Origin of the sequence: Bradyrhizobium sp. CCBAU 53338 (assembly GCF_015291665.1) — a bacterium.
Classification (GTDB): domain Bacteria; phylum Pseudomonadota; class Alphaproteobacteria; order Rhizobiales; family Xanthobacteraceae; genus Bradyrhizobium.
In genome coordinates, this window is record NZ_CP030048.1 from 526,083 (window position 1) to 544,573 (window position 18,491).

Below are 18,491 nucleotides of genomic sequence, written 5' to 3' on the forward strand. Positions count from 1 at the left end.
CGTCGTCCCGGATCTGCACGTCGCTTCGCTCCGCTTGCCCGGGACGACGGTCGAGTCCTGGGACTTCCCAAAATCCGATAGTCCGTTTCGAGCTGTAAAATAAGGGCAAGACGCAAGCTTCGACAACGAGATGCGCGGCCAAAGTCGCCAATGATTTGCACTACTACCTTCCGCCCATACTAAGCGCGCAGCGGCGATGTTGTAATTCCCGACGATGGTTCGCAGACAAACTGCGCATCGCGAGCGCGCCGCGCTCGAGCGCCCAACGCGGTGCACACAACAACATCGGAGGGAATACATGACCTTTGGAACCAAGGGCTTCTTGGCTGGCATTTCGATGATTGCGATGCTGGCCGCCGCTACGCCAGGCGCTCGCGCCAACGACTCCCTGATCAAGGCGCAAGCCGATTCCAACCAGTGGGCCGTCGCCGGTCACGACTACGGCAACACGCGCTTCAGTCCGCTCAAGCAAATCAACACCGAGAACGCCGGCAAGCTGACGCTCGCCTATTCGTTCTCGCTCGCCTCGCTGCGCTCGAACGAATCCTCGCCGATCGTCGTCGGCAACACGCTCTACGTTTCCAGCTCGTGGGGGCCGAAATACGTCTACGCTCTCGATGCAGCCACCGGCGCGCGCAAATGGACCTTCGAGCCCGATATTCCCGATGACGTGCTGCAATTCGCCTGCTGCGACGTGAACAACCGCGGCGTCTCCTATGCCGACGGCAAGATCTTCGTCGGTCGCCTCGACGGCAAGCTGACGGCGCTGGATGCCGCGACCGGCAAGGTGCTGTGGACGACGAAGGTGGTCGACTACAAGCAGGGCTCGGTCATCACCTCGCCGCCGCTCGTGGTGCGCGACAAGGTCATCACCGGCTTCGGTGGCGGCGAGTACGGCGTGCGCGGCTCGCTGCAGGCCTTCGATATCAATACCGGCAAGCAGCTCTGGCAGACCTTCACCGTTCCCTCGCCGGACGAGCCCGGCGGCGACAGCTGGAAGGGCGACACCGCCCAGCACGGCGGCGGCGCGGCCTGGCTGGTCGGCTCCTACGATCCGAAGAGCGACACGGTGTATTGGGGCACCAGCAATCCCGGCCCGTGGAACACCGCGGTGCGTTCGACCGGCGACAGCAATTTCGGCAAGCTGACCAACCTCTACACGGCTTCGACGCTCGCGCTCGATCCCAACACCGGCAAGATCAAATGGCACATCCAGACCACGCCGGCCGATGCCTGGGACTATGACGGCGTCAACGAAGCCGTGCTCGCCGACCTGAAGATCGGCGGCAGCACCGTCCCGGCGCTGATGAAGGCGGATCGCAACGGCTACTTCTTCGTCGCCAATCGCGAGACCGGCAAGGTTCTCTCGGCCGAGAAGTACGTCTTCTCCAACTGGGCCAAGAAGTGGGACGTCAACACCATGCGCGCGGAGGAGGATCCGGACAAGCGTCCGGGACCGAACCATCCGGCCAAGGACATCTGCCCGAACCTGATCGGCGGCAAGAACTGGCAGCCGATGTCGTTCAATCCGCAGACCGGCCTCGTCTATATCCCCAGCAACAATGTCTGCATGGACTGGTCCGTCTCTGACGTGTCGTACAAGCGCGGCGTGTTCTATCTCGGCGCCGAATTTCCGACCAAGGAAGGTCCGGGCGGCTTCCTCGGCGAGCTGATGGCCTGGGATCCGGTCGCGCAGAAGAAGGTCTGGTCGATCAAGGAGGACCTGCCGTTCAATGGCGGCACGCTGACCACCGGCGGTGGCCTGGTGTTTGCCGGCAACCTTCATGGCGACTTCCGCGCCATCGATGCGAAGAACGGCAAGGTGCTGTGGAGCAAGAATCTCGGCTCCGGGATCGGCGCGGGACCTGTGACCTACCAGGTCGACGGCAAGCAATATGTCGCCGTCGTCGTCGGTCGCACGGCTGCGTTGCCCGCGTTCCTGGGCGAGGTAGGCAAGAAGATGACGGCCGCTGCTCCCGAGGGCGGTTCCCTCTTCGTGTTCTCCGTCCAGTGACCCTCGCGCGCGTATCCTCGAGGTGACGGGATACGCGCGCGCTTTTTCAGGACAATGGTTGCGGCATCGGCGGATGCCCGGTGCCGCAACCCCTGGTTCAACAAGGTTCCGGCCCAACGAAGCTATGGGAGACGAGGGTGCGTCCGAATCATTCCGGCATTGGCACGAACCGAAATCGCGCCATCTCAGGCCTGCTCGCATGTGTCGCCGCGGCTTTGGTCGTTCCGGCCTCGCCGTTGCACGCAGACGAGGCCCAGCCTTTCCGGCTCTGTGCCGATCCGACCAATCTGCCGTTCTCGAGCGATAGTCCGTCGCAGCCGGGCTTCTATGTCGAGATCGGGCAGGCGCTGGCGCACGCGCTCGGCCGGCCGATCGCCTATGACTGGTACAAGTCCTATTTCGGCAAGCGGACCGTCCGCGTCACGCTGCTCGGCAAGCAATGCGACGCCATGATCGGATTGCCGCGCTCCGAGGATTTCATGGGGCCGGCTGTGATCTTCTCCAACGCCTTCGCCAAGGAGGGCTATGCCCTGGTGGCGGCGAAGGGACAGGCGATCGGCGGCGTCGATGGGCTCAAGGGCAAGCGGGTCGCGGTTCAGTTCGCCAGCACGCCACAAAACCTGCTCGCGAGCCGTGACGACATCCAGAAGGTGACCGTGCTGTCGCCGGAAGAGGGCATGCAGGCGCTCGATCAAGGCAAGGTCGACGTCGCCTTCATCTGGGGACCCGTCGCCGGCTGGCTGAACAAGACCAGCTACGACGATCGCTATCAGATACAGCTCACCGAGGGCGAAGGCCTGTCATGGGATGCCGCAATCGGCTTTGCGAAGACATCCACGGAGCTCCGCGATCGCGTCGATGCCGTCTTGCCGCAGCTTCAGAAGACGATCGGCGAGCTCGCGGTGAAGTATGGCTTGCCAACCGGACAACCGGTGCGCTTCGGCGCGGCGCGAGCAGTGCCGGCGGGAACGACGACGGGGGCGGGAACCGGCGCCGGTGTGAGCGAGGTCGCCAATGTGGTGGCGACCGAGGCCAAGGGTGACGCGGCCGCGCCAAGCGCCGCGGCCGTCGGCGCGGGCAAGGAGATCTTCAACGGCACCTGCGCCCATTGCCACGGGCCCGACGCCATCCAGAGCGAGCGGAAGATAGACCTTCGGCTCTTGCATCACCGCTACGGCGACGACACCCGCGATGTGTTCTGGAAGACAGTGCATGAAGGCCGGCCGTCCAAGGGCATGCCGGCCTGGCAGGAGGTCTTCACCGACGAGCAGTTCGACAGCATCTATTCCTTCCTGCAGACGGTCCAGACGGAATCGAACGACTGAAACGCCTTGACCGTACGGGAGTGCGCAGATGTGCTAGCGTCCAGTCACCATCCTCCCGACGCCAGACCGACGCGGGGTGAGTGCGCTACTGCCGCCCGTGCGGTGGATTTCCTGGAAGGTGCCATGGCCAGCTTCCTGATCATCGATGATCATCCGCTTTTTCGCGAGGCGCTCGGCAATGCCGTGCGGCTGGCGCTGCCCGAGGCGCGGATCCTCGAGGCGATGTCGATCGAGGATGCCATGCGGACCCTCTCGGCCGAGCAGGGAATTGACCTCGCATTGCTGGACCTGTCGCTGCCGGATGCCACGGGCTTCTCCGGCTTTCTGCGGCTGCGCGAGGCCTATCCGCGCCTGCCCGTGGCCATCGTGTCCAGCGAGGAGGACCAGCGTGTGGTCGGCGAGGCGCTGGCGCTGGGGGCCGCCGGCTATCTGCCCAAGTCGACGTCGAAGCGTGAGCTGGCGCAATCGATCGAGGGCGTGCTGAGCGGATCGGTGTCGGTCCCGAAGGATTTCGTGGGGGCGCCGCAGCGGCGCCGCGCCGACGCCAGCAAGGCGATCGAGGTCAAGCTGCGCGAGCTGACGCCGCAGCAGCTTCGCGTGCTCGACCTGCTGCGCCGCGGCCACCCGAACCGGCAGATCGCCCAGGAGCTTCAGCTCGCGGAATCGACGGTGAAGGCGCACATCACCGAGATCCTGCGCAAGCTCGGTCTGTTCAGCCGCAACAAGGCGGTCATCGAGATCGGCAAGATGGATCTGCCCGATCCGCGCAATCGGCCCAATGCGCGCCCCGATCGCGGGAGGTCGTCGTGATGGGCGGTGTGGTTCTTGAGCTGGATCAAGCCGGCGTGAGCTGGCTGGGACATTATCATGGTCCGGCAATCCACCGTCGATCCCGGCGACGTCCAGGCTCTGGACAGACATTCAGGATGGCTTACGCGCGATGCGGTTTCTGATCGTCGAAGACCATCCGCTGTTTCGCGAGGCGCTCGAAGGCGCGCTTCGGATGGTCGAGCCTGCGGCCGAGATTCTCCAGGCGGTTTCGATCGACGGAGCGCTCGAGCAGGTCGCGATGACCTCGGAGTTCGACCTCATTCTGCTTGACCTGTCGATGCCGGGCACCACGGGTCTTTCGGGCGTCATCCGCATTCGCAAGACGTTTCCCAGGATTCCCGTGGTGATCGTCTCCGCGCATCAGGACCCGCAGATCATTTCCGCTGCATTGTCGCTCGGCATCGCCGGCTACATCCTGAAATCCTCGTCCAAGCAGGATCTTGCGCAGTCGATCGGCGAAGTGCTGCGCGGCGCGGTCTGTGTTCCCGTCGCCTATCGTGCGACGCGTCCGCAGCGTGCCGGCGGCCCCGCGCAGGATCTCATCAAGCGCCTGCACGATCTGACGCCGCAGCAATTGCGCGTGCTCGAAATGCTCAAGCGCGGCCTACAGAACAAGCAGATCGCCTACGAGTTGAAGATCTCGGAGACGACGGTGAAGGTTCACGTCTCGGACATTCTGCGCAAGCTGAACGTCTTGAGTCGCACCAAGGCGATCGTCGAAATGTCCCGGATCGATTTTTCGACGCTGGCCGCTGAGGGCAATTCGGCGCGGCGCGAGCGGGCCCAGCCGGATCAGCCGTGACGCGATGTTTTCGTGCCGCGCCTCATTAGGCGCATGCAATTCACCGGATGGTTTCTACGATGAATCAGATCGTTGCATGATATTATTATGATACCGCTACTGTGCATGGGGTTGTTTTGCGGTGTTTGTGCGTGCCGCCGTGCAGCTAGCTCAAAAGGAACGAGAGCAGCGCGCGCATCTCGGCCGGCTTGATCGGCTTCTTCAGCACTTCGAGCCCGCACAGGCTCGCCTCTTTGGCGGCCTTTTCGGAATAGTCGGCGGTGATGATCATGGCGGGCACCTCCATGTCCAGCTTGCGCCTGATCTCGCCGATCGCCGACAGGCCGCTCTCGCCGTGGTCGAGGTGGAGATCGGCGATGACGGCGTCAGGCGCGCCGCCGAGTTCGCTGAGGCGCAGCAGTGCGTCCGCGCCCGACCGCGTGGTGGCGACATCGCAGCCCCAGCCTTCGAGCAGGGCAGCCATCGCCTCGGAGCCCGACGGATCGTTTTCGATCAGAAGGATCTTGGCGCCTTCGAGCCCGCCATATTGCCGTTCCGCGAGCTTGACGGCCTGGGCCTCGTCGCCGACGTCGGCGCGATCGGCCGGCTCCATCTCGAGAGTGAAGGTCGATCCCTGGCCGATCTGCGACGACAGGCGCACCTCGTGCCCGAGCACGGTCGCGAAACGGCGAACGATGGACAGGCCGAGCCCGAAGCCCGCCTGGTCGGTTGCGCTGGCATCGCCGCGCTGGAATTCGCGGAAGATCGCCTCCTGCTGGGCCTGTGGAATTCCCGGCCCGGTATCCGACACCTCGACGTAGACCCGGTCCAGGCGATGCCCGCAGGTCATGGTGACGCGGCCAGCGCGCGTATAGCGGATCGCATTCGCGATCAGGTTCTGCAAAATCCGCCTGAGCATCATCGCATCCGAGGACACCGTCAGGTCCGTCGTGCAGATCTGCAAAGCGAGGCGCTGCCGGGCGGCGATGGGCTCGAATTCATTGCGGAGCTGCTCGAACAGGGGCGCCAGCGCCAGGGGACGCACGTCGGGCTTGAGTGCGCCGGCATCGAGCTTGGCGATCTCCAGCAAGGAGCGCAGCAGGTCTTCCAGCGTCAGCAGCGAGCGGTCGACCTGATCGATCAGCAGGCCGGCCTCCTGCGATTCCATCATCTCCGTCAGTGCCGACAATGTCAGGCGCGCGGCGTTCAGCGGCTGCAGCAGATCGTGGGTGACCGAGATCAACACCGAGGATTTCAGCGAGCTCGCCGCCTCCGCCTGCTGCTTGGCCCGATACAGTCCCTCGTTGGCGCGTTCGACCGAATGCAGTGCCTCACGCAGCTGATACGTGCGGTCGCGAACCTGGTGGTCCAGCGCGATGGCCGTCTCGAACAGCGAGAAGGCGTTGAACTGCTGGTCCATCGAGCGCTCGACGCGGGACATCAACGCGGCATTGATCTTCTTCAGCTTCGCGGCCTCGCGCCGCAGCTGCTCGACCGTCGCAGGATCCTGCCACGTCTCGCTCACGCCTGCCGCCTGCCGATCGCGACGCCCGTGAACGTCTGGTTCACATGCATCGAGCCGAACTGTTCGCCGTAGGTGTGAAAACCGACCACCCGGTTCTGCCGATAGAGCTCGGACATGTCACGGGCGAGCTGGTGCTGCTCGGCATCCAGCCGGCGCAGCAGGCACTCGAAGCCGATATAGAGAGACACCTCGCCGATCTGATCCTGCGTTTGCGCGAAGACGTCCTGCGTCGAGCCGACGAGACTTCGCGAGGTCGCGGCGGTGAGCACCATGCCCTCGTCGATGGCGCAGAAGAAATGCAGTGAGCCGTCGGGCTCGACGCGCTGGATCGACCGCGCGTAGTAGGAGCCGCCGACGCGAACCAGCACCGGGTGGGACGCAAAAGAAAAAGGGTCGAGCTTGGCGTCCTCCATGATCCCGACCATCCGGGAATATTCCTCGGCGGCGGGCTCCGCGTTCAGCTCCTTCACCGTGCGGCTCTCGATGTCGGCTTCGGTCACCACCATCTTCTGGGGCATCGGCTCGAAATTGTCGCACTTGAAGACCCTGAAGGGCAGCGACGTGTTCAGAAGGATCAGGAGGGCGGCATTCGTATAGGCGTTGCCTTCGAAGAACACCCAGGTCTTTTCAAAGCGCAACCCGTCGCCTGCCGACCCTCCGACGACCGGGATGTCGTCGAGCGAGGCGTAGATGGCGGACATCACCGCTTCTTCCCGGCGGCAGAGCCCGTCGATCAGGACCAGGCCGAACGAATTGCCCCGGTCCACCTCTGGCGTCACGCGCAACAGCTCGTGGCGCAGCTCGCCGCCGATCCGCCGCCCGTCCTCGACCCGGAAGCTGTCGAGATTGAGGATCGGCCGGACCACTGCGGAAAAATCAGCGCGGCTGAATGCCAGCGCCACGACGCTGTTTTCGTCCCAGCCGTCGGGCGCGAGCTCGCCCGCGGTGGTGCAGCCGCAGACAGGGGTCGTGTCGAATTGCCGGGTGATCTCGGCAATGAAATGGTGAGGGTCGTAGTGAGGTGAGAGGAAGACCAGGATCAGGGCGAGGTCGTCCGAAGGCAGCTGCGCCGCAAGCTCGGCTACAGCTCCATCGACGGTCGCAGCCTTCGATTTCGCGACGGCAACGCCGGATGCGTCGCTCATCCGAAAGTCGGCTTGCCCCACTCCGTTTCTCCCTCGAGGCTCACCTTGGTCTTGCGCCAAGTGCCTGACAAGTATCCAGACTGTATGGCTTTTTCGGTCCTGCCGCAACTCGGAGACCGGCCACGGCCAGCATCTGTCGGGCCGAACAGATCAGCCTTGCCGGGGGTGCCGAATTTACCGCCCTTTATCGATTCTGCCCTAGTTTTGCGCATCCGGGTCCGGGGGCGGGGCGCCTCTCGATTGCGGCTGGAAGAGCATATGGGGGTTGGGAATGTCCGGGCGTACCGCGTCGCCGTCTAAGCGCAGCATCTTTCCGACCCTCCGGTTCCGCGCCAAGATCATCCTCGGCTTTGCCGCGGTGCTGGTGATCTCGGCCGGCAGCATGGCGTTCGCGTATTTCGGCTTCGAGCGGGTCTCATCCGGCGTCGGCTCCTATCGCAGCAGCGTCTCGGAGGCCGATCTCGCCCGCAACATCGACCGCGAGCTGCTCGGCTACCGCTCGGCCGTCAAATATTTCGTCGTCACCGGCAAGGAAGACGACGCCAAGGCGGCGCTGGACGCCGAAGCCAGCCTGAAGAACGCCATCGACCTGGCCGTCAAGAGCGCCAAGACGCCGGCGCGGCAGGACAGCCTCGACAAGCTCGCCAAGGAGTTTGCCAATTTCTCGGCGACCTTCGCCAAGGTCCTCCAGGCGAAGCGTGACAGCGCGCTGCTGGTGCAGAACCAGCTCTCGCGCCAGGCCAACCTGCTGAAATACAAGCTCGATGACATCGGCAACAACGCCTCCGATTCGGAGGCCCAGGCCATCGAATTCGGCACCAAGCAGGTCAATGCCCAGTTCCAGACCGCAAGCGCCGCGGCGACCAATTTCGTGCTGACGTCCGACCAGTCGATCGCAAACAGTGCACTGGCGCGGCTGAAATTCGTCGAGAATTCGCTCGGTGCGGTCTATTCCATGGACGACAATATCGTGGCCGGCCTGAAGGACGCCAAGGCGATCCTCGTCGCCTATCGCGAAGCGCTGCAGAAGCTGATCGCCAACGCGAAGCTGGTCGATGAGCTCGTCACCGAGATGAGCGGCTCGGCGGGCGCGATTCTTCGCGGCGCCACCGCCATGAAGGCGGATCTGGTCGCCGAACAGCAGCGGCTGGATTCGGAATCGGAAGCGACCATCGGGAAGACCGAGCACCTGGTGCTGATGCTCGCCGTCGGCGGCACGCTGCTGGGCGTGGTTCTCGCTTTCCTGCTCGGCACCGGCATTTCGCGGCCGATGATCGCGATGTGCAAGGCGATGCGGGAGCTCGCCTCGGGCAATTTCGACGTCGTGCTGCCGGGCCTGGGGCGCAAGGACGAGATCGGCGAGATGGCCGGCGCGGTCGAGGAGTTCAAGGTTCAGGCGGTCGCCAAGGCCGAGCGCGACGCCGCAGCCAGCGAAGTCCAGAACAAGGAACAGGCAGCGGCTCGCCGCTCCGAGCTGATCCGCTTTGCCGATGATTTCGAGACCGCCGTCGGAGCGATCGTCTCCAACGTTTCGGCCTCCGCCGTGCAACTCGAGTCGTCTGCGTCCACCCTGACCCGTACCGCCGAGACCACGCAGACGCTGTCGAGCCAGGTCGCCGGCGTGTCCGAGCAGGCTTCCAGCAACATGCAGTCGGTCGCGACCGCGACGGAAGAGCTGTCGGCCTCGGTCGAGGAGATCGGCCGTCAGGTTCGCGACTCCAGCCGTATTGCCGAAGCCGCCGTCGTGCAGGCCAAGGAAACAGACGGCCGCATCGGCAAGCTCTCTCACGCCGCCCAGCAAATCGGCGAGGTGGTCAAGCTAATCACCGCGATTGCCGAGCAGACCAACCTATTGGCGCTCAACGCCACCATCGAGGCGGCACGCGCCGGTGACGCTGGCCGCGGCTTCGCGGTGGTTGCGAGCGAAGTGAAGTCGCTGGCCAGCCAGACGGCGAGGGCCACCGACGAGATTTCCTCGCACATCGCGGGCATGCAGGGCGCCACTGCCGAGTCGGTCGCCGCGATCAAGGAGATCGGCGCCACCATCGGCAAGATCTCGTCGATCTCGACTTCCATCGCCAGCGCGGTGGAAGAGCAGGGCGCCGCGACCCAGGAGATTGCCCGCAGCGTTCAGAACGTCGCGCAGGGCACCCACGCCGCCGCGACCGACATCGGCCAGGTCAACCGCGGGGCTGCCGAAACCGGCTCGGCCTCGGAAGAGGTGCTGAACTCGGCCAAGACGCTGTCGTCCGAAAGCACGCGCTTGCGCGCTGAACTCGACCGCTTCATGGGCAACATCCGGGCGGCGTAGGGATCACTCCCTCCCAAACGCCCGCTTCAGCTCCACCTTGGCCTTCTCCAGTCTTGCCCGCTGCGTCTTCGGCAGGGTCGTGCCGGCGCGGTTGATATAGAACGTCAGCATCGAAAGCGCGGAGCGATAAGCGCCGGTCTTGCGGCGCGCGCTGTGCTCGGCCGAGCGCTTCAGCGATGCGGCGATCTTCCTCGGGCTCGAGAGTGTGAACACGCCGCGCTTGAGGTCGAGCGCGTCGCTTTGCTTGGTCACGCGCTGCGACCAGCACTTTGGCGCCACGCGCCTGGTACTCTTGCGCGCGGACGATCGCCGAGCGCCGGACTTCTTGCGTGTTGCTGGTTTGCGCGAATGTGTCGTCTTTCTGACATGAGCCATGCGTCAACTCCTTGCGGCTCCAGCAGAAACGGCCGGTATTCGCGGCCGTTCCCAGGGGAACCGGCCTCTGCCGCAAGCGTTGTCGCAGGTGGCAGGCGGAATGCCGCGTCCCCACGACTCCAGCAACGCGATGAAATTGCAGCAGAGCCCCGCGCTGAACGATGGACCTGCAGTCTCGGCAGCCGCCGGGACCGATCGCATCGTCGAGACCAGCATTCCCGCGCGGCTCGATTCGCTGCCGTGGAGCGGCTTTCACACCCGCGTCGTGCTGGCGCTCGGCATCACCTGGATTCTCGACGGTCTCGAAGTGACGCTCGCCGGCGCGCTCTCGGGCGCGCTGAAGCAAAGCCCGACACTGCACTTCTCCAATCTCGATCTCGGTATCGCCAACTCCGCCTATCTCGCCGGCGCGGTGCTCGGTGCGCTCGGCTTCGGCTGGCTGACCGACCGCATCGGCCGCAAGAAACTGTTCTTCATCACGCTCGCGCTTTATCTCTCCGCGACGGCTGCGACCGCGTTGTCCTGGGATGTCGCGAGCTACGCGCTGTTCCGCTTTCTGACTGGCGCCGGCATCGGCGGCGAATATACCGCGATCAACTCGACCATCCAGGAACTGGTGCCTGCACGCTATCGCGGCTGGACGGATCTCGTCATCAATGGGAGTTTCTGGATCGGCGCGGCAATGGGTGCAGTCGCGGCCATCGTGCTGCTTGATCCCGCGGCGATCGGCCCTGACCTCGGCTGGCGGCTCGCTTATCTCATTGGCGCAATCATCGGCCTCGTCGTGCTGCTGATGCGGATGTGGATCCCGGAAAGCCCGCGCTGGCTGATGATCCATGGTCGCCCCGACCAGGCCCACGCCATCGTCGACGACATCGAGCGCTCGGTGATCGGACGAGATCAGGATGCGGACGAGAGACGCTTTCCCAAGATGCGGCTGAAGATGCGTGATCACACCCCGATCGGCGAAGTCGTGCAAACGCTGTTCGGCACCTATCGTCAGCGCGCGCTGGTCGGGCTTGTGCTGATGGTCGCGCAGGCCTTCTTCTACAACGCGATCTTCTTCACCTTCGCGCTGGTGCTGACCGACTTCTACGGCATCAGCGCCGATCACGTCGGCTGGTACCTGCTGCCGTTCGCTGCCGGCAATTTCCTAGGGCCGCTGCTGCTCGGACGTCTGTTCGACACGCTCGGGCGCCGCGCCATGATCATGTTCACCTATGGTGTCTCGGGTCTGCTGCTGGCGTTCTCGGGCTATCTGTTCTCGATCGGCGCGCTGAGCGCACAGGGGCAGACCATTGCCTGGATGGTGATCTTTTTCTTTGCCTCGCCCGCGGCCAGCGCAGCCTATCTCACGGTAAGCGAAACCTTTCCCTTGGAGGTTCGCGCGCTCGCGATCGCGGTGTTCTATGCGGTCGGCACCGGCATCGGCGGCGTCGCAGGCCCCGCACTGTTCGGGGCGCTGATCGATACGGGGTCGCGCAACAGTGTGTTCGCCGGTTATTTGCTGGGGGCGTTTTTGATGATCGCGGCTGCGATCGTGGCGTGGCGCTACGCCGTCTCCGCGGAGCGCAAATCGCTCGAACAAATCGCACGGCCGCTCGCTTCAATGGAGTAGACTATGACATCGCAACTCGCTGAACTGGACCAGACACGCGCCATGCCCGACGAAGAAGCGCCCGACGCGGTGCCGGTGCCGCACGCACTCGTCCCGCATCTCGACGAGACCGCGATCCTGCTCGACATCGACGGCACGCTGCTCGATCTGATGCCGACGCCGCGTGAGGTCTGGGTGCCGCCGGGCCTGTCGGAGACGCTGAACCGGCTGACGGAGCGTACCTCGGGTGCGCTGGCCATGGTCAGCGGCCGTTCGCTCAACGACATCGACCTGATCTTTGCGCCCGATGTGTTTCGCGCCGTCGCCGGTCACGGCGCGGAGATGCGCCTGACGGTGGAGAACGAGGCCGACGACGTGCACGCGCCACCGATGGACAAGGAGCTGAAGCGTCGACTGGCCGCGATCGCAAAGCTCAGCCCCGGCATCCTGCTCGAGGACAAGGGCTATTCGCTGGCGCTGCACTATCGCCTCGCGCCTCATGCGGAAAAGGCGATCTATGAAGCCGTCTCACTGATCCGCGCAGATCTGCCCAATGCACCGATCGAGGTATTGCCCGGCAAGTTCGTTTGCGAGATCAAGCATTCCGGGTTCACCAAGGCGACCGGCGTGCGCGAGCTGATGAAGCATGAGCCGTTTAGAGGGCGCCGCCCTATCTTCATTGGCGACGACGTCACCGATGAGACCGTATTTGCGATCATGCCCGACATGAACGGTCTCTCTTTCTCGGTCGGCCGGCGCGCCATCGGCGTCAACGGTCACTTCGATGCGCCGAACGACGTTCGTGCGTTCCTTGCGCGCCTGCTCGACGACACAAGGTTGGAATAAGGCAACGTCACGCGGGAGCCACATTGTGACGCGCGCAGTGCCGTTTCAGGCGCAGCTCATGCCGTGGCGAATTCGATCTTTCACCAAATGAAATCGCCGGGTTCCCTGCAAGGAAACTGGTTCCAACGCGCTCGCCCGACTTTGGTTTCATTTCGTGGAAATGATGACAGGAACCATATTGATGAACGGCAGTTAAACGGGGTGGAATGAACAGGAGGGGACGACCTGTGAACTTAGTCGTCGTTTCAAATCGAGTTGCGCGCGGCAAACCTAACGAACCCATGACGGGCGGCCTGGCAGCGGCATTGCTTCCCGTTGTTGAGTATTCGGGTGCCATCTGGGTGGGGTCCTCCGGCCGTGTGCGTGATGGCCATCAGAAGGAACCGTTCGCGGAAATAGAGGCGCTTGGCTCGGGCGCCATTGCGACGCTGGATCTGCCGTCGGCGCATTATGGCGGCTACTATGAAGGATTTGCCAATTCTGCGCTCTGGCCAGCGCTGCATTCGCGCAGCGATCTGATTCGCGTCTCGCGCGACGACTATGTCAGCTATCGCGAGGTCAACGCCTTCATGGCGCGCGCCTTGATGCGTTTCCGCAAACCACAGACGGCCTTCTGGGTGCAGGATTACCATTTCCTGGCGCTCGGTGCGGAGCTGCGCGACCTCGGCGTTGATGATCCCATCGGCTTCTTCCTGCATACGCCTTGGCCGGTGGCAGCCGTGATGCAGGGCGTGCCCAATCATCGTGAGCTGATCACGGCGATGCTGGCTTACGATCTGCTCGGTTTCCAGACCGAGGAGGATCGCCAGAATTTTATCGCCTATGCCAGCGGGGAGCTTGGCCTCATCATCGACGACGGCGTCGTGCTCTCGCAGCACGGTCGTACGCGCTGCGAGGTGTTTCCGATCGGCATCGACGCGGAGAAGTTTGCAGCCTATGCCGCGAAGTCGGCGTCGCATCCCGACGTATCGCGACTGCGCCGCAGCCTCAACGGCGAGCGGCTCGCGATCGGCGTCGACCGGCTCGATTATTCCAAGGGTCTCGTCAATCGCATCAGTGCGTTCGATCGGCTTTGGACCGACCAACCGCAGCTTGCGCGCAGCATCTCGCTGCTCCAGATCGCCAATCCCTCGCGCGGTGGCATCGAGGCTTATGGCAACCTCCAGAACGAGGTCGCGCGTCTCGTCACCGACGTCAACGGCCGCCATGGCGAGGTCGACTGGACGCCGATCCGCTATCTCAACAAGGGATTCAGCCAGGCCGTGCTCGCGGGCCTCTATCGCACCGCGCAGGTCGGCGTGGTGACGCCGCTGCATGACGGCATGAATCTGGTCGCCAAGGAATATGTCGCCGCGCAAAACCCTGGTGATCCCGGCGTGCTCGTGCTCTCGAAATTCGCCGGTGCCGCCAACGAACTCGATACCGCGCTGCTGGTCAATCCGCACGACATCGACGGCATGGCACGAGCGATCGCTGTCGCTGCCGCGATGCCGCTCACCGAGCGCAAGATGCGGTGGGAGGCGATGATGAAGACATTGCGCGGCCACACCATCCAGCAATGGTCGTCGGATTTCGTCGCCGAGCTGGAGAAATGCCGCACCGAGAAAGTCGCAGCGGCGCCGCTCGCTGCCCAGCCGCCGCAGGCGCTGCGCTGGCTGAAATCCGCGATCTCAGGTGTGCGGTTGATCTAGCCTCTTTGCCTCTCCCGGTCCTCGACGGGAGAGGCGAGCTCTCAATAGCAATACGACACGCCATCCAGGATTGCGCATTGCCGCTTGTTCGGCGCGTTCGGATCATCCATCGGCACAACACCCTTGCCCTGGCCGACGAACACGCCCGGCCCGACATGCACCGAACTCTTGTTGCCGATAATCACGCTCTGATGCGGAGTCGAGCTGGAACGGGTCCCGTCCGGCCAGAGGATTGCATCGCCTGAAAGGATCCCGCGCCGCCCGTCGTCGCAGGTCACATCGACACCTTGACGCGTGCAGGCCTGGGCCTGAGCCGGGGCGGCAGTGGCCACCCCCACCGCAGAAATCAGACAAAGAGCGGCGAGAGTCTTGCGGATGGTCATGGTGTCCTTGGGCATGTTTGGCATCTTCAAGGGAATCGTCGCGCCAAACCCGTCACCGGTTCAGTGCAGGCGGTTCCGGCTGGTCGCGTGACGCCAGATATTCGATAGTAATTGCAATATGTTACGGAAAATTCATCCGATTTACCCGCGATCCCTTGCAAAATCGCCGGCGCCCCTTCAAGAGAGGGCGCTCCGGAGAGATGGCCGAGTGGCTTAAGGCGCACGCTTGGAAAGCGTGTGTGCGGGAAACCGTACCGTGGGTTCGAATCCCACTCTCTCCGCCATACAGCCTCATACCATCAATTTCCACTTCCCCTCCCCCGCGCGCTTCAGCGCTGGATCGTTCACCCGGACATGCTCCGCCAAAAAGTCGATGAAGGCGCGCACGCGGGCCGGCAGGGGCGCTGCATGGCCGACATAGACGGCGTGGATGTCTTCGCGGTCGCCGGGATTATAGCTTTGCAGCACCGGCACGAGGCGGCCGGCTTCGATGTCGGGGCCGATGTGGAAGAGGGCGAGGCGAGCGAGGCCGGCGCCTCCGAGGCAGAGGCGGCGCGCGGCTTCGCCGTCGCTGACGCGGGCGGCAGGCGGCGGCACCGCCTCCTCGGTACGGTCGCCGCGTTTGAACGGCCAGCCGCCGCGGATGCGCGAAAAGGTCCAGCCGATGCCGCGATGCTCCGCAAGATCCGCCGGAGTCTTCGGCGTGCTCGCGCGCGCCAGATAATCCGGCGAGGCGACGACGACCATGCGGCTGGTGCCGAGCTTGCGCGCAATCAGGCGTGAAGTCTTCAGCGGACCGACGCGAATGGCGACGTCGGCGCGCTCCTGCATCAGGTCGATCAGCGTGTCCGTCAGCACGAGATCGAGCGTGATTTCGGGATGTCGTTCGAGAAAGCGCGGGACCAGCGGCATCAGATGCAGCATGCCGAAGGGGATGTTGCTGTTGACCGTGAGACGGCCGCGCGGCGTGGCGCCCGATGCCGCCTCGCGCTCGGCCTCCTCCATCTCGCCGAGGATGCGCAACGAGCGCTGGTAGAAGGCCTGGCCCTCCTCGGTCAGCGTCAGCTTGCGCGTGGTGCGGTTGATCAGCCGCGAGCCGAGCCGCGCCTCCAGCCGCGAGATCAGCTTGCTGACGCCCGACGGCGTCAGGCGCAGCCTTCGGGCGGCCTGCGTGAAGCCGCCGAGATCGACGACGCGGACGAAAACTTCCATCTCGGCGGAGCGGTTGGTGTCGAAACGGGCCATGTTGAATTCAGGTCACAAATGATTGGATTGCGGACGTTCTAATGGTTTTGTGCGAGCGCCGCTATCTGCGTGGCTCGTCTCATCCAATGGAGCCACGCATGCCTCCCGCCGTTCTCGCGCTCACCGCCGGTGCCTTCGGCATCGGCACTACCGAATTCATCATCATGGGCCTGCTGCTCCAGGTCGCCGCCGACATGCACGTCTCCGTGCCGGTCGCGGGCCTGCTCGTCTCCGGCTACGCGCTCGGCGTTTTCGTCGGCGCGCCGGTGCTGACGCTCGCGACCCGCCGGCTGCCGCGAAAGACCGTGCTGCTGGCGCTGATGGCGATTTTTACCCTCGGCAACGCGGCGTGCGCGCTGGCGCCGAACTACGAGCTCTTGATGGCGGCGCGCGTGCTGACCTCGCTGGCCCATGGCACCTTCTTCGGTGTCGGCTCGGTGGTCGCCACAAGCCTGGTCGCCGAGGACAAACGCGCCTCCGCCATCGCGACCATGTTCATCGGCCTCACGGTCGCAACCCTGCTCGGCGTGCCGTTCGGTGCCTGGTTCGGCCTGATGCTCGGCTGGCGTGCGGCGTTCTGGGCGGTGACGGCGATCGGGGTGATCGCCTTTGCGGTGGTGGCGGTGCTGGTGCCCGGCCATGTCGGCAAAAACGACAAGCCGATCACGCTGGCGGAGGAGGTCGCGGTGCTTGGCCGACCGCAGGTGCTGCTTGGCCTTGCCATGACCGTATTCGGCTTTGCCGGTCTGTTCGTCGTCTTCACCTATATCCAGCCGATCCTGACGCGCTTCACAGGCTTCTCGGAAGCGGCGGTATCGCCGATCCTTCTGGTGTTCGGCGTTGGACTTGCGATCGGCAATGTCGCCGGCGGCAAGCTCGCCGATCGTGGCCTTGGCCGCGCGCTGACCGGCACGCTGGCTGCACTTGCCGTCGTGCTGGCTGGTCTTGCGGCTGTGCTGTCCGTGAAAATCCCGACGATCGCTCTGATCCTGCTGCTCGGCGTTGCGGCGTTCGCGACTGTCGCGCCGCTCCAGCTGCGCGTGCTGGAAGCTGCCGGCCCGAGCGGCCGTACGCTGGCTTCGAGTCTCAACATTGCTGCCTTCAATCTCGGCAACGCACTTGGTGCCTGGGCCGGTGGCGTCACCATCGATCGCGGGCTCGGCCTCTCCGCGCTGCCGCTGGTTGCGGCCGGCATCACGGCGGTCGGGCTGGCGCTGGCGCTGTGGAGCCTTCAGCTCGACCGCGGCCAGGCAGTCGTCGCGGCGTGCCCGGCAGAATAGGAGGAAGGTCACATGGAATATCGCAATCTCGGCGCTTCCGGACTCAAGGTGCCCGTTCTCGCCTTCGGCACCGGCACGTTCGGCGGGGAGGGCCCGCTGTTCTCGGCCTGGGGCCGCAGCGGCACTGACGAGGCGCGTCGACTGGTCGACATTTGCCTGGAGGCCGGCGTCAATCTGTTCGACAGCGCCGACGTCTATTCGAGCGGTGCCTCCGAGGAGATTCTCGGCGCCGCCATCAAGGGCCGGCGCGACAAGGTGCTGATCTCGACCAAGATGAGCCTGCCGATGGGCGATGGTCCGCTGGATGCCGGCTCGTCGCGGCATCGGCTGCTGGCTTCGGTCGATGCCGCGCTGCGGCGGCTCGGCACCGATTGTATCGACCTGCTCCAGCTCCATGCCTTCGACGCCTTCACGCCAATCGAGGAGGTGCTGTCCACGCTCGATACGCTCGTGCTCTCAGGCAAGCTGCGCTACGTCGGCGTCTCCAATTTCGCCGGATGGCAATTGATGAAGTCGCTGGCTATCGCCGACCGCCGCGGTTGGCAACGCTACGTCGCGCATCAGGTCTATTACTCGCTGCTCGGCCGCGACTACGAGTGGGAGCTGATGCCGCTCGCGCGCGATCAGGGCGTCGGTGCGCTGGTCTGGAGCCCGCTCGGCTGGGGCCGTCTCACCGGCAAGATCCGGCGCGATCAGCCATTGCCGCAAAACAGCCGCCTGCACGCGACTGCGCAGTTCGGACCACCCGTGGATGAGCAGCGGCTCCATGCCGTTGTCGATGTGCTCGACGCGATCGCCGCCGAGGCCGGCCGCACCGTGCCGCAGGTCGCGATCGCCTGGCTGCTGTCGCGCCCGACGGTCTCCTCGGTGATCATCGGCGCCCGCGACGAGGCGCAGCTGCGCGACAATCTCGGTGCCGTCGGCTGGTCGTTGAGCGCGGATCAGCTGAGACGCCTCGACGAGGTCAGCACAGTGATGCCGCCTTATCCTTATTATCCGTATCGCATCCAGGACGGGTTTGCGCGGCTGAACCCGCCGCTTGTGTGAGTCCATCGATCCCTGACAATTCGTCGCATTGGCGGCCGCCGCCAATGCGCCATGCAGAAACGCCGCTGTACAGGCTGCAACGCCGTCCGTAACCT

15 protein-coding genes and 1 tRNA gene are annotated in these 18,491 nt (G+C 64.5%); 11 read left to right on the forward strand and 5 right to left on the reverse strand.

Annotation, left to right across the window (positions count from 1 at the left end):
* The first annotated feature begins 298 nt into the window (after window positions 1-298).
* The 4 genes from XH90_RS02515 to XH90_RS02530 all read left to right on the forward strand — a co-directional run bounded on the left by XH90_RS02515 (window position 299) and on the right by XH90_RS02530 (window position 4,972).
* The gene (locus XH90_RS02515) at window positions 299-2,014 is read left to right on the forward strand and encodes a PQQ-dependent methanol/ethanol family dehydrogenase (protein WP_246755674.1); all 1,716 of its coding nucleotides are present in this window, start codon (window positions 299-301) and stop codon (window positions 2,012-2,014) included.
* A 137-nt stretch (window positions 2,015-2,151) separates the two neighbouring features.
* A complete protein-coding gene (locus XH90_RS02520) occupies window positions 2,152-3,339 on the forward strand; it encodes a c-type cytochrome (protein ID WP_194479058.1) in 1,188 nt (395 codons plus the stop codon).
* A gap of 123 nt (window positions 3,340-3,462) precedes the next feature.
* Window positions 3,463-4,149 carry a response regulator transcription factor gene (locus XH90_RS02525; RefSeq protein ID WP_194479059.1) on the forward strand — a complete coding sequence of 229 codons (687 nt, stop codon included), beginning with the start codon at window positions 3,463-3,465 and terminating at the stop codon, window positions 4,147-4,149.
* 130 nt (window positions 4,150-4,279) lie between these two features.
* The gene (locus XH90_RS02530) at window positions 4,280-4,972 is read left to right on the forward strand and encodes a response regulator transcription factor (protein ID WP_194479060.1); all 693 of its coding nucleotides are present in this window, start codon (window positions 4,280-4,282) and stop codon (window positions 4,970-4,972) included.
* A 145-nt stretch (window positions 4,973-5,117) separates the two neighbouring features.
* Here XH90_RS02530 and XH90_RS02535 read toward each other — a convergent pair whose 3' ends face one another.
* Both XH90_RS02535 and XH90_RS02540 read right to left on the reverse strand, forming a co-directional pair.
* The gene (locus XH90_RS02535; RefSeq protein ID WP_194479061.1) at window positions 5,118-6,476 is read right to left on the reverse strand and encodes a hybrid sensor histidine kinase/response regulator; all 1,359 of its coding nucleotides are present in this window, start codon (window positions 6,474-6,476) and stop codon (window positions 5,118-5,120) included.
* Window positions 6,473-7,642: an FIST N-terminal domain-containing protein gene (locus XH90_RS02540; RefSeq protein WP_194479062.1), complete on the reverse strand. Its 1,170-nt coding sequence runs from the start codon at window positions 7,640-7,642 to the stop codon at window positions 6,473-6,475. Before XH90_RS02540 ends, XH90_RS02535 begins: the two co-directional genes overlap by 4 nt.
* Window positions 7,643-7,892: 250 nt before the next feature.
* Between XH90_RS02540 and XH90_RS02545 the strand changes: the two genes are divergently transcribed.
* Window positions 7,893-9,932 carry a methyl-accepting chemotaxis protein gene (locus tag XH90_RS02545; protein WP_194479063.1) on the forward strand — a complete coding sequence of 680 codons (2,040 nt, stop codon included), beginning with the start codon at window positions 7,893-7,895 and terminating at the stop codon, window positions 9,930-9,932.
* Between the two features lie 3 nt (window positions 9,933-9,935).
* Here the strand turns inward: XH90_RS02545 and XH90_RS02550 are convergent, their stop codons facing one another.
* A complete protein-coding gene (locus tag XH90_RS02550; protein WP_194479064.1) occupies window positions 9,936-10,307 on the reverse strand; it encodes a DUF3175 domain-containing protein in 372 nt (123 codons plus the stop codon).
* Between the two features lie 130 nt (window positions 10,308-10,437).
* Between XH90_RS02550 and XH90_RS02555 the strand changes: the two genes are divergently transcribed.
* From XH90_RS02555 to XH90_RS02565, 3 genes are all read left to right on the forward strand, one after another.
* Window positions 10,438-11,925, forward strand: coding sequence for an MFS transporter (locus XH90_RS02555; RefSeq protein ID WP_194482563.1), 1,488 nt, complete (start codon window positions 10,438-10,440; stop codon window positions 11,923-11,925).
* A 3-nt stretch (window positions 11,926-11,928) separates the two neighbouring features.
* Window positions 11,929-12,750 (forward strand): trehalose-phosphatase, encoded by an 822-nt coding sequence (gene otsB, locus XH90_RS02560; RefSeq protein WP_194479065.1) that lies wholly within the window; start codon window positions 11,929-11,931, stop codon window positions 12,748-12,750.
* 227 nt (window positions 12,751-12,977) lie between these two features.
* Window positions 12,978-14,441, forward strand: coding sequence for a trehalose-6-phosphate synthase (locus XH90_RS02565; RefSeq protein ID WP_194479066.1), 1,464 nt, complete (start codon window positions 12,978-12,980; stop codon window positions 14,439-14,441).
* 41 nt (window positions 14,442-14,482) lie between these two features.
* Here XH90_RS02565 and XH90_RS02570 read toward each other — a convergent pair whose 3' ends face one another.
* Window positions 14,483-14,824 carry a hypothetical protein gene (locus XH90_RS02570; RefSeq protein ID WP_194482564.1) on the reverse strand — a complete coding sequence of 114 codons (342 nt, stop codon included), beginning with the start codon at window positions 14,822-14,824 and terminating at the stop codon, window positions 14,483-14,485.
* Between the two features lie 194 nt (window positions 14,825-15,018).
* Here XH90_RS02570 and XH90_RS02575 point away from each other — a divergent pair.
* Window positions 15,019-15,108, forward strand: a tRNA-Ser gene (locus XH90_RS02575).
* Window positions 15,109-15,115: 7 nt separating this feature from the next.
* Here the strand turns inward: XH90_RS02575 and XH90_RS02580 are convergent.
* A complete protein-coding gene (locus XH90_RS02580) occupies window positions 15,116-16,069 on the reverse strand; it encodes a LysR family transcriptional regulator (RefSeq protein WP_194479067.1) in 954 nt (317 codons plus the stop codon).
* A 98-nt stretch (window positions 16,070-16,167) separates the two neighbouring features.
* Here XH90_RS02580 and XH90_RS02585 point away from each other — a divergent pair, with 98 nt between their 5' ends.
* On the forward strand, window positions 16,168-17,349 hold the full coding sequence (locus XH90_RS02585) for an MFS transporter (protein WP_194479068.1): 1,182 nt from the start codon (window positions 16,168-16,170) through the stop codon (window positions 17,347-17,349).
* Between the two features lie 12 nt (window positions 17,350-17,361).
* Complete coding sequence (locus XH90_RS02590; RefSeq protein WP_194479069.1) at window positions 17,362-18,396, forward strand: aldo/keto reductase; 1,035 nt, start codon at window positions 17,362-17,364, stop codon at window positions 18,394-18,396.
* Window positions 18,397-18,491 lie beyond the last annotated feature (95 nt).

What these genes read in the sequence shown, in the direction of transcription:
- XH90_RS02515 (WP_246755674.1), top strand. Translation starts at nt 299, where the DNA reads ATGACCTTTGGAACCAAGGGCTTCTTGGCTGGCATTTCGATGATTGCG.
- XH90_RS02525 (WP_194479059.1), top strand. Translation starts at nt 3,463, where the DNA reads ATGGCCAGCTTCCTGATCATCGATGATCATCCGCTTTTTCGCGAGGCG.
- XH90_RS02530 (WP_194479060.1), top strand. Translation starts at nt 4,280, where the DNA reads ATGCGGTTTCTGATCGTCGAAGACCATCCGCTGTTTCGCGAGGCGCTC.
- XH90_RS02545 (WP_194479063.1), top strand. Translation starts at nt 7,893, where the DNA reads ATGTCCGGGCGTACCGCGTCGCCGTCTAAGCGCAGCATCTTTCCGACC.
- XH90_RS02550 (WP_194479064.1), bottom strand. Translation starts at nt 10,307, where the DNA reads ATGGCTCATGTCAGAAAGACGACACATTCGCGCAAACCAGCAACACGC.
- XH90_RS02555 (WP_194482563.1), top strand. Translation starts at nt 10,438, where the DNA reads ATGAAATTGCAGCAGAGCCCCGCGCTGAACGATGGACCTGCAGTCTCG.
- otsB (WP_194479065.1), top strand. Translation starts at nt 11,929, where the DNA reads ATGACATCGCAACTCGCTGAACTGGACCAGACACGCGCCATGCCCGAC.
- XH90_RS02570 (WP_194482564.1), bottom strand. Translation starts at nt 14,824, where the DNA reads ATGACCATCCGCAAGACTCTCGCCGCTCTTTGTCTGATTTCTGCGGTG.
- XH90_RS02580 (WP_194479067.1), bottom strand. Translation starts at nt 16,069, where the DNA reads ATGGCCCGTTTCGACACCAACCGCTCCGCCGAGATGGAAGTTTTCGTC.
- XH90_RS02585 (WP_194479068.1), top strand. Translation starts at nt 16,168, where the DNA reads ATGCCTCCCGCCGTTCTCGCGCTCACCGCCGGTGCCTTCGGCATCGGC.
- XH90_RS02590 (WP_194479069.1), top strand. Translation starts at nt 17,362, where the DNA reads ATGGAATATCGCAATCTCGGCGCTTCCGGACTCAAGGTGCCCGTTCTC.